The 14,075-nt window shown below is 66.0% G+C and carries 9 protein-coding genes; 4 read left to right on the top strand and 5 right to left on the bottom strand.

Annotated elements, in window-relative coordinates; all coding sequences use genetic code 11:
* The first annotated feature begins 64 nt into the window (after positions 1–64).
* The gene (locus tag DNK34_RS04430; RefSeq protein WP_131174310.1) at positions 65–1,606 is read left to right on the top strand and encodes a phosphoenolpyruvate carboxykinase; all 1,542 of its coding nucleotides are present in this window, start codon (positions 65–67) and stop codon (positions 1,604–1,606) included.
* A 161-nt stretch (positions 1,607–1,767) separates the two neighbouring features.
* Positions 1,768–3,693, top strand: a complete 1,926-nt coding sequence (locus tag DNK34_RS04425) for a RecQ family ATP-dependent DNA helicase (RefSeq protein WP_131174309.1) — start codon at positions 1,768–1,770, stop codon at positions 3,691–3,693.
* On the opposite strand, the gene DNK34_RS04420 is transcribed toward DNK34_RS04425, so the two are convergent.
* Complete coding sequence (locus DNK34_RS04420; protein WP_131174308.1) at positions 3,657–4,610, bottom strand: LysR family transcriptional regulator; 954 nt, start codon at positions 4,608–4,610, stop codon at positions 3,657–3,659. The genes DNK34_RS04425 and DNK34_RS04420 overlap by 37 nt on opposite strands.
* Positions 4,611–4,739: 129 nt before the next feature.
* Here DNK34_RS04420 and DNK34_RS04415 point away from each other — a divergent pair, with 129 nt between their 5' ends.
* Both DNK34_RS04415 and DNK34_RS04410 read left to right on the top strand, forming a co-directional pair.
* Complete coding sequence (locus DNK34_RS04415) at positions 4,740–5,660, top strand: aldo/keto reductase (protein WP_131174307.1); 921 nt, start codon at positions 4,740–4,742, stop codon at positions 5,658–5,660.
* A gap of 94 nt (positions 5,661–5,754) precedes the next feature.
* Entirely contained in the window at positions 5,755–7,089 is a 1,335-nt protein-coding gene (locus DNK34_RS04410) for an NTP/NDP exchange transporter (protein ID WP_131174306.1), read from the top strand.
* Here DNK34_RS04410 and DNK34_RS04405 read toward each other — a convergent pair.
* The 4 genes from DNK34_RS04405 to purH all read right to left on the bottom strand — a co-directional run bounded on the left by DNK34_RS04405 (position 7,079) and on the right by purH (position 14,035).
* Positions 7,079–7,963, bottom strand: a complete 885-nt coding sequence (locus tag DNK34_RS04405; RefSeq protein WP_131174305.1) for a LysR family transcriptional regulator — start codon at positions 7,961–7,963, stop codon at positions 7,079–7,081. The genes DNK34_RS04410 and DNK34_RS04405 overlap by 11 nt on opposite strands.
* 23 nt (positions 7,964–7,986) lie before the next feature.
* The gene (locus tag DNK34_RS04400) at positions 7,987–10,779 is read right to left on the bottom strand and encodes a hybrid sensor histidine kinase/response regulator (RefSeq protein ID WP_131174304.1); all 2,793 of its coding nucleotides are present in this window, start codon (positions 10,777–10,779) and stop codon (positions 7,987–7,989) included.
* Positions 10,780–10,939: 160 nt separating this feature from the next.
* Entirely contained in the window at positions 10,940–12,229 is a 1,290-nt protein-coding gene (purD, locus tag DNK34_RS04395; RefSeq protein WP_131174303.1) for a phosphoribosylamine--glycine ligase, read from the bottom strand.
* 198 nt (positions 12,230–12,427) lie between these two features.
* The gene (gene purH / locus DNK34_RS04390) at positions 12,428–14,035 is read right to left on the bottom strand and encodes a bifunctional phosphoribosylaminoimidazolecarboxamide formyltransferase/IMP cyclohydrolase (RefSeq protein WP_131174302.1); all 1,608 of its coding nucleotides are present in this window, start codon (positions 14,033–14,035) and stop codon (positions 12,428–12,430) included.
* Positions 14,036–14,075: the final 40 nt, after the last annotated feature.

Here is a 14,075-nt window from a genome sequence, read left to right as displayed (position 1 = left end):
GCGGTGCCAGGGCATCACTACAAAACGTTTGGAAGACTCGGCCATCTGGCCGACGGGGACTCACATGACGCAAGCCACCAACGCCGTGTACACCGACATCAGCACCGCCCAACTGGTCGAAGAGGCCCTCCGTCGCGGTGAGGGCGAACTGGCGTCCAACGGTGCCCTGGTCGTACGCACCGGCCACCGTACCGGGCGTTCGCCGGTCGATCGGTTCATCGTCGACGAGCCGAGCACCTCGGCCGACATCGGCTGGGGCCCGATCAACCGCAAGTTCCCGGCCGACAAGTTCGATGCCCTGTGGGACCGCGTACAGGCGTTCTCCGATGCCCAGGACAGCTTCGTCTCCCATGTCCATGTAGGTTCCGCCGAGGCCCACTACCTGCCGGTCAGGATGACCACCGCCACGGCCTGGCAGAACCTCTTCGGCCGCCAGCTGTTCATCGACCCGACCCCGTACAACCCATCCGCCAAGGATGAGTGGCAAGTGCTCAACGTGGCCAACTTCGAGTGCGTGCCCGAGCGCGACGGCACCAACTCCGACGGCTGCGTGATCATCAATTTCGCCCAGCGCAAGGTACTGATCGCCGGTATGCGTTACGCCGGTGAAATGAAGAAGGCCATGTTCAGCGTGCAGAACTTCCTGCTGCCGGCCGTCGACGTGCTGCCGATGCACTGCGCCGCCAACATCGGCGAAGAAGGCGACGTGACCCTGTTCTTCGGTCTCTCCGGCACCGGCAAGACCACCCTGTCGGCTGACGAGAGCCGCTACCTGATCGGCGACGACGAACACGGCTGGGGCACCGGCGTGGTGTTCAACATCGAAGGTGGTTGCTACGCCAAGTGCATCGACCTGTCGGAAAAGAACGAGCCGGTGATCTGGAAAGCCATCCAGTTCGGCACCGTGCTGGAAAACGTCGTGCTCGACGAGCAGCGCGTACCCGATTACAGCGACGACAGCCTGACCCAGAACAGCCGTGCCGCCTACCCGCTGGAATACGTCGAGAAACGCAGCGAGAAGAATCTCGGTGGCGAGCCGAACGCGGTGATCTTCCTGACCTGCGACCTGACCGGCGTGCTGCCGCCGGTGTCGATCCTCAACGAGGAGCAGGCGGCCTACCACTTCCTGTCCGGCTACACCGCCCTGGTCGGTTCCACCGAAATGGGCTCGGGTTCGGGCATCAAGTCGACCTTCTCCACCTGCTTCGGCGCGCCGTTCTTCCCGCGTCCGGCCGGTGTCTACGCCGAGCTGCTGATCAAGCGCATCCAGGCCTTCGGCTCCAAGGTCTACCTGGTCAACACCGGCTGGACCGGCGGTGGCTACGGGGTCGGCAAGCGCTTCAACATTCCGACCACCCGTGGCGTGATCGCGGCCATCCAGAGCGGCGCGCTGATCGGTAGCGAAACCGAGCAGTTGCCGATCATCAACCTGAACGTGCCGAAGGCCGTCCCGGGCGTCGAGACCGAACTGCTCAACCCGCGCAACACCTGGGCCGACCCGAACGCCTATGACGAAGCCGCCAAGGGCCTGGCCAAGCTGTTCATCGACAACTTCCAGAAGTTCGACGTCAGCGACGCCATCCGGAACGCCGGCCCGCAGCTGTAAGCGAGCCAGAGCAAAAGAAACCGCCTTCGGGCGGTTTTGTTTTTGCAGCGGCAAGCTTCAAGCTACAAGCGGCAAGTAGAAGCAAAAGCGGAACAGCATTTGACGGGACGCCAGCAGGCTTTTCACTTGAGGCTTGCAGCTGACTCAAAGGAGTGACAGCCATGACCACCCTCGAACGCGTCTTCGGTTTCAGCCAGTTGCGCCCCGGCCAGGAAGCCGTGGTCAGCGCCGTACTCGCCGGCCGTTCGGCGGCGGCGATCTTCCCCACCGGCTCGGGCAAGTCCCTGTGCTATCAGTTGCCGGCATTGCACCTGCCGCACCTGACCCTGGTGGTGTCGCCCTTGCTGGCGTTGATGCAGGACCAGCTCGCGTTCCTGCACAGGCACGGCATCAGCGCCGCCAGCATCGACTCGGCGCAGAGCCGTGAGCAGACCGCCGAGACCATGGCGCGGGCCAAGTCCGGCGAGCTGAAGATCCTGATGATCTCGGTCGAACGCCTGAAGAACGAACGTTTCCGCCATTTCATCGCCCAGGTGCCGATCTCCCTGCTGGTGGTCGACGAGGCCCACTGCATCTCCGAGTGGGGGCACAACTTCCGGCCCGACTACCTGAAACTGCCGGACTATCAGCGCCAGTTCGGCATTGCACAGGTGCTGCTACTGACGGCCACGGCGACGCCGCCAGTGATTGCCGATATGCAGAAGAAATTCTCCATCGCCGCGGATGACGTGGTCACCACTGGTTTCTATCGCGCCAACTTGAACCTGCTGGTCGAGCCGGTGGCTGGCCGTGACAAGCAGCGCCGGCTGGTCGAGTGGCTCGGCGCCAGACAAGGCCAGCCGAGCATCGTCTACGTCACCCAGCAGAAGACGGCCGAGCAGGTGGCCGAGCAACTCGGCCAGCGCGGCATCGCCGCCAGTGCCTACCACGCCGGCATGGGCCATGAGGCGCGCGAGGCGATCCAGCGCCAGTTCATGGACGGGCGGGTCAATTGCATCGTCGCCACCATCGCCTTCGGCATGGGCATCGACAAGAGCGATATCCGCAACGTGGTGCATTACGACCTGCCCAAGTCGGTGGAGAACTACAGCCAGGAAATCGGTCGTGCCGGGCGTGACGGTCAGCCCTCCGATTGCCTGGTGCTGGCCAACCGCGACAGCCTCAATGTGCTGGAGAATTTCGTCTACGGCGATACGCCGGAGCTGGCGGGCATCCGCTGCGTGCTCGACGAGCTGCAGGGCGCCGCTGCCGACGGCCAGTGGGAGCTGATGCTGGGCGCCTTGAGCGAGCAGAGCGATATTCGCCCGTTGCCGCTCAAGACCCTGCTGGTGCAGCTCGAACTGCGCGGCATCATCGCCGCGCGTTACGCCTACTTCGCCGAGTACCGCTTCAAGTACCTGATCGAGCCCGAGGTGCTGCTGGGCAAGTTCGACGGTGAGCGCCGTCAGTTCGTCGAGGCCATCGTCGCTACCTCGACGCGGGCGCGAACCTGGTGCACGGTGGATTTCGCTGCTCTGTACAGCCAGCACCAGGCCGAGCGCGGCCGTGTGGTCAAGGCGCTGGACTGGTTCCAGGAGCGCGGTTGGATCGAACTGGAAAGCAAGCAGATGACCGAGGTCTATGCCCTGCTGCAGCCGGCTTTCGATGCCGAGGCCCTGAGCCGCGAATTGCACGGCTACTTCACGCGACAGGAAGCCAGCGAGATCCGCCGCATCCACGCCATGCTCGCGCTGTTCGCCAGCGAGCAGTGTCTGAGCCAGCGCCTGGCGGCCTACTTCGGCGATACCCGGGCACCGCAGCACTGCGCTCACTGTTCCGTCTGTCAGGGCCGGGTGGCGCGCCTGCCCGAGCCAGCGCCGTTGCCACCGCTGGCCAGCGTGGATCGCGACGGTTTGTGCGCCGCCTTCATCGACAGGCACCAGGCCGCCCGTGGCGGGCAGTTGCCCGGCAACGAGTGCCTGACGCGCTTTCTCTGCGGTATCGGCACGCCCATGCTCACCCGGCTCAAGGCCAGGCAGATCAAGGGCTTCGCGGCGCTCGAGGATTATCCCTACGCCGACGTGCGGGACTGGCTGGCCGCGAGCTGACGCTCCGCCAACCCGGCGATCTCCTGCTGCCAGGTCTGTTCCAGGCGCTCGCCGAGGAATTCGACGAAGCGCCGTACGCGTGGCACCTGCTGGCGGCTGGTCGGATAGAGCGCATGCAAAGGGGCGTCCGGTAGCCGGTAGCGTGGCAGCACCCGCTCCAGACGCCCGGCCCTGAGGTCGGCCGCCACATCCCAGATGGATTTGCTGACGATGCCCTGGCCCTGCAGCGCCAGGGCGTGGGCCGCTTCGCCGTCGTTGCACAGAATGCTGGCCTGAACCCGCACCTGCAGCGGGACGCCGTCCTGTTCGAAACGCCAGTGCATGCGTTCCTGATCACCGATCAGCAGGCAACTGTGCGTGTGCAACTGCTCGGGATGCGTCGGGCGGCCGTACCAGTCCAGGTAGGACGGCGAGGCGCAGAGGACCCGGTTGTTCGGCGCCAGTTGCCGGGCGATCAGGCTGGAGTCGGCAGGCGTGCCGAAGCGGATGGCGATGTCCACCTCGTGCTCGAGCAGGTCGACCAGGGCATCGCCGAGATTCAGCTGGATACGCAGCTCCGGATATTGTTTGCGGAATGTTGCGATCAGCGGGATCAACTGGCGACGGCCGAAGCCGAATGGCGCGCTGATGCGCAGCAATCCGTCGACCTGTTCGCGACGTTGCAGGAGCATCGCTTCCGCGACATCCACCTCGTCGAGAATGCGCCGACAGTGGGCATGGAACAGCCGGCCTTCTTCCGTCGGGGCCAGGCGCCGCGTGGTGCGCTGCAGCAGGCGCACGCCGACGCGGGCCTCCAGGCGCGCCAGGCGCTTGCTCACCACGGCCAGGGAAAGATCCAGTTCCCGGGCGGCCGCCGACAGGTTGCCCGCACGCAGGATTCGTTCGAACAGGCGCAGATCACTGAGGTCTTCGAGCATGGGCTTAGTCAACCATGGGGAAACAATGCATATCGTTTCTGGAGAGAATGGGGCGGGCTGCCCTGACCATACTCGCCTTTCACCCGTTGCGGCCAGTCCGGCCGCATCCTTGTCCCGCCAGGAGGCCCTATGCCAACACGTCGCCAGTTCATCCAGCGCAGCAGCGCCCTCGCCGCCATGGCCAGCATGGCGTCCTTGTTTCCCTCGTTCAGTTTCGCCGCGGACACCCTGCTCAAGCGGGCCATTCCGGCGACCGGCGAAACCCTGCCGGTAATCGGCCTGGGCACCTCACGCACCTTCAACGTCGATCCGGCATCGGCGGACATGGCGCCGCTGCAGGAAGTGGTCAAGGCCTTCGTCGACGGCGGCGCCACGCTGATCGATACGGCGCCGAGCTATGGCCGTTCGGAAGCGGTCACCGGCGAACTGGTCAAGCGTACCGGCACCGGCGATCGGGTGTTTCTCGCGACCAAGGTCTCGTCCACCGGGCGCGAGGCCGGCCTGCAGCAGATCGAGGCCAGCTTCAAGGCCCTGCAGACCGAGCGCATCGACCTGATCCAGGTGCACAACCTGCAGGACACCGCCACCCAGCTGGGGCTGCTGCGCGAACTCAAGGAGCAGGGACGGATTCGTTATGTCGGCGTGACCCATTACCTGGAGTCGGCCCACGATGACCTGCTCGCGACGCTGGAAAAGGAACCGGTGGACTTCGTCCAGTTCAATTACTCCATCGGTGCGCGCAATGCCGAACAGCGGCTGCTGCCCTATTGCGCCGACAAGGGCATCGCCACGCTGATCAACCGCACCTACCAGGCCGGCGAACTGTTCGGCAAGGTGCGCGGCAAGGAGGTGCCGCAATGGTTGCAGAGCGAGCTGGGGGCGACCTCCTGGGCCCAGGTGATGCTCAAGTTCGTGCTGGCCAACCCGGCGGTCACCACGGTGATCCCGGCCACGTCCAACCCGCGCTATGTGCTCGACAACCTGCTGGCCGGCCAGGGGCAACTGCCGGATGCCGCACAGCGTGCGCGGATCGTCGAGCTGTTCGCCTGAGGTGTCATGGAACGGGGCGGCGATGCTGCCCCCTTAGCAAACGCTGGCGTCCCCTTGGCTGCGCCGTCGTCCCCGCCTTTGCCGAGGAGCACTAATGACCATTGCCACATCCCTGTCACAGCGCGCGGCCCGTGCGATCAATGCGCAGCCAGGCGAACTGGCCGCGGCCCTGTCCGGCTTCGCGCTGTTCTTCTGCCTGTTCTGCGGCTATTTCATGCTGCGGCCGATTCGCGAGTCCATGGGCATCCAGGCCGGCGTGGAGAACCTGCAGTGGCTGTTCACCGCCACCTTCGTGGTCATGCTGATCGCCGTGCCCCTGTTCGCCTGGCTCAATTCCCGGGTGCCACGCATTCATTTCATCGATTGGGTCTACGGCTTCTTCTGCCTCAACCTGCTGGCCTTCGCCGTGGCGTTCAGCCTGTTCGCCGACAGCCTGTGGATGGCGCGGGTGTTCTACGTGTGGATCTCGGTCTACAACCTGTTCGTGGTCTCGGTGGCCTGGAGCCTGATGGCCGACGTGTTCGACTCGCCCCAGGCCAAGCGCCTGTTCGCCTTCATCGCCGCCGGCGCCAGTGTCGGCGGCCTGACGGGACCGGCGCTGAGTGCCCTGCTGGTCGGCGCGCTGGGCGCCAGCGGCCTGGCCCTGATAGCGGCGCTGTTGCTGGCCGGCGCCATGGCGCTCAAGCATTACCTGATGGCCTGGCGCGAACGGGGCGGCGCCGGGCGCCCGGGCGCGATCCGGGCGGAAAGCCCGCGGCGACCGGTGGCCGGCAACCCTTTCAGTGGCATGACCCGGGTGCTGCGTTCGTCCTACCTGCTGGGGATTTCCGCGTTCGTCATCCTGCTCGCCACGGTCACCACGTTTCTCTATTTCGAGCAGGCGCGACTGGTCGGCGAGCTGTTCCCGGACCGTGACGAGCAGGTCCGGGTATTCGGCTTGATCGACTTCGTGGTGCAGGCCGGCGCGCTGCTGGCGCAGTTGTTCATCACCGGACGGGTCGCCCAGCGTCTGGGCGTGCGCACGCTGCTGGCAGCCGTGCCGGTACTGATGTGCGTGGGTTTTCTCGCCCTGGCCATGGCGCCGACCTTCGCCGTGCTGGCGGGGTTGATGATCGTGCGGCGCATCGGTGAGTACGCGTTCGTGCGTCCCGGGCGGGAAATGCTCTTCGCCCCGCTGGATGCCGAGAGCAAGTACAAGGCCAAGAACTTCATCGATACGGTGGTCTACCGCGGCGGGGATGCGATCAGCGGTTGGGCCAAGAGCCTGATCGACATGCTCGGTTACGGCGTGGCGTTGATCGCCGTGATCGGAGCGCTGTGTGCGGCCATCTGGGGGCTGCTCGGCTGGTATCTGGGGGGGCGTGCCGATCGCGGTGTAACCGGCGTGCAGCTACCGCGCGAGGGCAGCGAGCCGCCGCTCACGCATTGATCAGCGCGCGCGCCTCGGCGAAGCAGGCATCGGCCAGGGCCGAGCGGGGCGCGCTGCGGCGCAGGATCAGGCCCAGGGGCGCCAGGGTATGGGCATCCTCGATGGGCGTCAGTGTCAGGTGCTCGGTGAACTCGGCCAGGCCGTTGTGCAGCGGCATGATCGAGCAGCACAGGCCGGCGCTGACCGCTTGCAGCAATTGATGCACGGCGTCCGTCTCCAGCCGCGGCAGGGGTGTCAGGCCGCGCGAGCGGAAGCTGTGGTCGATCGACTGGCGAAAATGCATGCCCGCCGAGAGCAGGCCCAGCGGCAGCTCGACCAGGCTTTCCCAGCGCAGCGTGGCCTGCGTGAACTGGAAATGGCGGCGATCGTAGAGCAGGCCCATGCGCGTCGGCGCCAGTTCCAGGCTGTCGAAGTGCTCGCGGTCGAGACGGTCGAGGTAGGACAGGCCGAGGTCGAGCTGATTGCTGCCCAGGCGTTCGAGGATCTGCTCGCTGCTCAGGGCGAACAGTTGAAAGCGCAGCCCCGGGTGTTCCTGGGCGAACAGGTGCACCAGGCGCATGGGGTCGAAGCCCGCCAACGGCACCACGCCCAGGCGCAGGGTGCCGACCAGCTGTCCGCGACAGGCCGCCGCCTCGGCGTACAGGCCGTCATGGGCGGCCATCAGGCTGCGGGCCCAGGCCAGGATGCGTTCGCCTTCGGCGCTGAAGCCTTCGAAACGCTGACCGCGGCGCACCAGTTCCAGCCCCAGCTCCTGTTCCAGATTGCGCAGGCGCATGGACAGGGTCGGCTGGGTGATATGGCAGCGCGCGGCGGCCTGGCCGAAATGCCGGGTTTCGTCGAGGGCGATGAGGAACTTGAGCTGTTTGATGTCCATGGAGCTGGATTCTAACAGGGCGTTCAGGACGGCACGGTGTCGTCATGCTGCCGGGTCTGGCGTTCGCCGACCCAGTATTCGATCAGTTCGCGCAACTGCGACAGCTCCACGGGCTTGGCCATGTGGCCGTCCATGCCGGCCAGGCGCGCGCGTTCCTTGTGCTCGTTGAGGATGTGCGCGGTCAGGGCCACCACCGGGGTGCGCTGGCGGTGCTCGGCGGTTTCCCAGGCGCGCAACTGCTCGGTGGCGGAGAAACCGTCGAGTACCGGCATTTCGCAGTCCATCAGCACCAGGTCATAGCGCTGCGACTTCATGGCGCTGAGCGCTTCCTCGCCGTTGCTGGCGGTGTCGGGCTGCACGTTGAGCTTGCCGAGCATGCCGCGGATCACCTTGGTGGAGATGCTGTTGTCTTCGGCGACGAGGATGCGGAAATCGCTGGGCACCACCAGCGGCGCGCTGCTGGCGACGGCGAGGGCGCTGCTCTGGCCATGCTCGCGCTGGGTCAGCTCGTCGGCCAGGGTCGCCTTGAGGGTATAGCCGGCCACCGGCTTGGCCAGAATGCGCTTGATCCCGGCATTGCGCGCGATGATCTTGCTCGGCGCGTGGCTGATGCCGGTGAGCATGACGAGCAGAATGTCGTTGTTGAGGCTGGGGTCTTCCTTGATCTTCGCCGCCAGCTGCATGCCGCTCATGCCCGGCATGTCCTGATCGAGCAGCACCACATCGAAGTATTCGCGCATATGCGCCTTGGTACGCAGCAGCGCCAGCGCCTCCTTGCCCGAGGGCACGGCACTGACGCTCATGCCCCAGGCGTTGCACTGCTGCAGCAGCACCTTGCGGCAGGTGTCGTTGTCGTCCACGACCAGCAGGCGCACGCCCTGCAGCGTCCCGTCGATATCGGTGCTCGGCTGCTGCAGGCGCGCGCTGTCCAGCGGCAGGGTCAGCCACAGGGTCGAACCCTGGGTGCCGCCGCTCTGGATACCGAACTCGCCGCCCATCAGGCGGATCAGTTGGCGGGCGATGACCAGGCCCAGGCGCCCGCCCAGCTTGGTCGCGGAGAGGAAGTCCTTGCTCTGCAGCTCGCTGTTGAGCAGCGCCTCGCGCTCGCCGGCATTGAGCGGATGGCCACTGTCCTGTACGGCGAAGCGCAGGCGCGGTGTGTCGCTGCTGGTGTCGAGCGCCACCACCAGCAGGATCTCGCCTTCGCTGGTCTGCTTGAAGGCGTTGTCCAGCAGGCTCAGCAGGGTCTGGCGCAGGCGTGTGGGGTCGCCACTGACGATGCGCGGCACCTGGGGCTGGATGAAGCTGATCAGCTCGATCTTCTGCAGTTCGGCCTTGGCGCGGAAGATGTCCAGGCAGTCCTCGGTCAGGGCATTGAGGTCGAACTGCACATCGTCCAGCTCGATCTGCCCGGATTCCAGCTTGGAGATGTCGAGGATCTCGTTGATCAGGTTCAGCAGTTCGTTGCCCGAGCTGTGGATGGTCTGCACGTAGTCGCGCTGCTTGGCCGACAGCGGCGTGCCGAGCAGCAGTTCGGTCATGCCCAGCACGCCGTTCATGGGCGTGCGGATCTCGTGGCTGATCTTGGCCAGGAACTCGGCCTTGGCCTTGAGCTCGGCGTCGCTGGCCGCCAGCGCCGTGCTGGCCTGCAGGGCATCGTGCTGGATCTGCCGTTGGCGCTCGGCGAGGGCGGCGCTGAGCAGCACGCCGCTGAGGGTGGCGATGCTGAACACGCCGGTCACCAGCCAGCCCGGATTGAGCTGGTCGAAGCCGAACAGGATGGGAACGAACAGGCCGAAACCGAGGTTGAACACCAGCATGCCGGCGAAGATCAGGCGTGCCGGCTGGTAGCCGTTGTGCCAGTGCGCGCCCGCCACCAGCAGCACGCTGACGGTGCCGAGCATCACCAGCAGGTAAACCAGCGAGCTGTACCAGAGCAGCCCGGTGATGGCGATGGTCAGTGCCAGGCACAGGGTCAGCAGGGCATGGCCCTGCAGCAGGTAGTTGAGCTTGCTGCGTTGAGCCTGGCTACCCTGCAGGAAACTCAGGGTGAAGGCCTGCAGGCCGATGGCGGCGAACAGGGCGCTGATGTCGGCGATCAGCGACTGGTTGTAGCTCAGGCTGGGGATCCAGGCGGCGAGCATGCCCAGGTTGGACGCGGCGCATACCGCCAGGCCGGCATGCATGCCGGCCAGCCACAGGCTGCAGGCCGAGCGGGCGTAGACGAAGCGCAGGAGGTTGTAGACCACCAGCAGCAGCAGGCCGCCGAGCAGCGCGCCGAACACGTAGGCGGGTTTCTCCAGAGCGACCAGCTCGGCCTCGTCGATGACCTTGAACCAGGCCATCAGCGGATGATTGGAGGTCATGCGCACATAGACTTCACGCGTCCGCTCGTCGTTGGGCAGCGACATCAGGTAGGCGCGCGAAGGCAGGGGACGCGAACTCAGCGGCATGGACTCGCCGGTGTGGGTGCTCTGCTCGATCTGGCCATCCTGCAGCAGGTAGTAATCGAGGTATTGCACACGCGGGGCGAAGATCCACAGCCAGTAGGGGGCGTGGTGGGCCTGAACGTCGAAGCGCAGCCAGACGGCTTGCTGGCTGAGGGGGAAGGTGAAGGCCAGTTTATCCAGGGGCAGGAACTGGTTGCGCTGGGCGCGCACCTCGTCCAGATCCATCTGCGCGTCGGCATCGACGAACATCGACCAACCGCTGGCGTAGGGCGCCGCTGTCCGCAATTCGGCATACGCACCCTGCAGGCAGGCACCGGCCAGTAGCAGGCTGACGAGTAAACCTATGGCAATCCTGAGCCGTCGCACGTGGCAATCCCTTTGAAGTTATCCGACTGATTATAGCCAGCCGGCGTTATCGCAGACTATGACGCCGGAATCATCCTGACAGCCAGGATGCTGTGATGATCGGAATGCCGGCAGCTGGCCGACGGGCGGCACGCCTCCCGTGCCGCCGTCAGGCCGTGCCTCAGCCTTCGCCCCGCTCGCGGGCGATGGCGCGGTAACCGATGTCGTTGCGGTAGAACAGGCCGTTCCAGCGGATCTGCTCGGCCAGGCGGTAGGCCTGCCGCTGGGCGTCGGCCACGCTGGCGCCGATGGCGGTGGCACAGAGTACACGACCGCCGGCGGTGACCACCTGGCCGTCCTTGAGCGCGGTACCGGCATGGAACACCTTGCCGTCGAGCCTGGCCGCCTCGTCCAGGCCTGCGATCACGTCACCCTTGGCGTAATCGCCCGGGTAGCCGCCGGCGGCCAGCACCACGCCCACGGTGGGGCGCGGGTCCCAGGTCGCTTCGACCTTGTCCAGCGCCCTGGCCAGGGCGGCCTCGACCAGCAGCACCAGGGAGCTTTCCAGACGCACCATGATCGGCTGGGTTTCCGGGTCGCCGAAGCGGCAGTTGAACTCGATGACCTTGGGCTTGCCGGCCTTGTCGATCATCAGCCCGGCATAGAGGAAGCCGGTGTAGACGTTGCCTTCGCTGGCCATGCCGCGCACGGTCGGGTAGATCACCTCGTCCATCACCCGCTGGTGCACCTCGGCGGTGACCACCGGCGCCGGCGAATAGGCGCCCATGCCGCCGGTATTCGGGCCGCTGTCGCCGTCGCCGACGCGCTTGTGATCCTGGCTGGTGGCCATCGGCAGCACGTTCTCGCCATCGACCATGACGATGAAGCTGGCTTCCTCGCCGTCGAGGAACTCCTCGATCACCACCCGCGAACCGGCCTCGCCGAAGGCGTTGCCGGCGAGCATGTCGCGCACCGCGTCTTCGGCCTCGCCCAGGGTCATGGCGACGATCACCCCCTTGCCGGCGGCCAGGCCATCGGCCTTGATCACGATCGGCGCGCCTTTCTCGCGCAGGTAGGCCAGGGCCGGCTCCACCTCGGTGAAGTTCTGGTAGTCGGCGGTAGGGATGGCGTGGCGGGCCAGGAAGTCCTTGGTGAAGGCCTTGGAGCCTTCCAGCTGGGCGGCGGCGGCGCTGGGGCCGAAGATATCCAGGCCGCGCGCGCGGAACAGGTCGACCACCCCGGCCACCAGCGGCGCTTCGGGGCCGACGATGGTCAGTTGCACGTTGTTTTCGGCGAAGTCGGCCAGTTGCTCGATGGCCAGCACGTCGATGGCGACGTTCTCGCACTTGGCTTCGCTGGCGGTGCCGGCATTGCCCGGGGCGACGAAGACCTTGTCGACGCGCTTGTCCTGCGCCACTTTCCAGGCCAGGGCGTGTTCGCGACCGCCGCTGCCGATGATCAATACGTTCATGCTTCTCTCCCAATGGAGGCGGGCCTTGAGCCCGCGCGGTGGATAAGCGAAGCGTTATCCACCCTACGAATTCCGAGGCCGCGATGAAGCCGGTAGATGCTAGGCGCCCTGGGTTTCGACAAGCGGAGTTGCCTAGTGGCAATGAGCATTGGCGAAACCCAGGGCAACGACGCAGATGCCGGTTTCAGTGCGGCCGATTTAGTGCCTGAAGTGGCGCATGCCGGTGAACACCATGGCGATGCCCGCCTCGTCGGCGGCGGCGATCACTTCGTTGTCGCGCATCGAGCCACCCGGCTGGATCACGGCGGTGATACCGGCCTTGGCGGCGTTGTCGATGCCGTCGCGGAAGGGGAAGAAGGCGTCGGAGGCCATCACCGCGCCGGGAACCGGCAGGCCGGCGTGCTCGGCTTTGATCGCGGCGATGCGTGCCGAGTTGACGCGGCTCATCTGGCCGGCGCCGACCCCCACGGTCTGGCGGTTCTTGGCGTAGACGATGGCGTTGGATTTGACGAACTTGGCCACTTTCCAGGCGAAGATCAGGTCGTGCACTTCCTGCTCGCTGGGCGCGCGCCGGGTGACGATCTTCAGGTCGTCCGCGCTGATCATGCCGATATCGCGGCTCTGCACCAGCAGGCCGCCGTTGACCCGCTTGAAGTCCCAGCCGGGCGCGCGTTCGGCCGGCCACTGGCCGCATTCGAGCAGGCGCACATTGGCCTTGGCGGCGACGATGGCGCGGGCTTCGGCGGACACACTGGGGGCGATGATCACTTCGACGAACTGGCGCTCGACGATGGCCTGGGCGGTGTCGCCATCGAGCTCGCGGTTGAAGGCGATGATGCCGCCGAAGGCCGATTCGCTGTCGGTGGCGTAGGCCAGGTCGTAGGCCTTGCGGATGCCGCCTTCGTCTTCCGGTACCACGGCCACGCCGCAGGGGTTGGCGTGCTTGACGATCACGCAGGCCGGCTTGACGAAGCTCTTCACGCATTCCAGGGCGGCGTCGGTGTCGGCCACGTTGTTGAACGACAGTTCCTTGCCCTGCAGCTGGATCGCGGTGGAGACGCTGGCCTCGCCTTTCCTCGCCTCGACGTAGAACGCCGCGCTCTGGTGCGGGTTCTCGCCGTAGCGCATTTCCTGGGCCTTGACGAACTGGCTGTTGAAGGTGCGCGGGAACTGGCCGCGGCCTTCGGTGCTCAGGGTGTCGCGGCTCTGCTCGATGGTGCCCAGGTAGTTGGCGATCATGCCGTCGTAGGCGGCGGTGTGCTCGAAGGCCTTGAGCGCCAGGTCGAAACGCTGGGCGTAGCTCAGGCCGCCGGCTTTCAGGGCCTCGACGATACCGGCGTAGTCGCCGGTGTTGACCACGATGGCCACGTCCTTGTGGTTCTTCGCCGCGCTGCGGACCATGGTCGGGCCGCCGATGTCGATGTTCTCGATGGCGTCGGCCAGGTTGCAATCAGGCTTGGCCACCGTGGCTTCGAAGGGATACAGGTTGACCGCCACCAGGTCGATCGGCTTGATGCCGTGCTCGTCCATCACCGCGCCGTCCAGGGCGCGACGGCCGAGGATGCCACCGTGGATCTTCGGGTGCAGGGTCTTCACCCGGCCATCCATCATTTCCGGGAAACCGGTGTAGTCCGCCACTTCCACCGCGGCCACGCCGTTGTCCTTGAGCAGCTTGTAGGTGCCGCCGGTGGAGAGGATCTCCACGTCGAGGGCGACGAGCTCGCGGGCGAATTCGAGGATGCCGGTCTTGTCGGAAACGCTGATCAGGGCGCGGCGCACGGGAAGGCGGAGGGTTTGGTCGGTCATAACGATCTCATCGGGAACAGTCGCTGGAGGCTAGAGGCTG

Source organism: Phytopseudomonas dryadis (genome assembly GCF_004327355.1).
GTDB classification, from domain to species: domain Bacteria; phylum Pseudomonadota; class Gammaproteobacteria; order Pseudomonadales; family Pseudomonadaceae; genus Aquipseudomonas; species Aquipseudomonas dryadis.
This window is presented reverse-complemented; position numbering and strand designations above follow the sequence as displayed.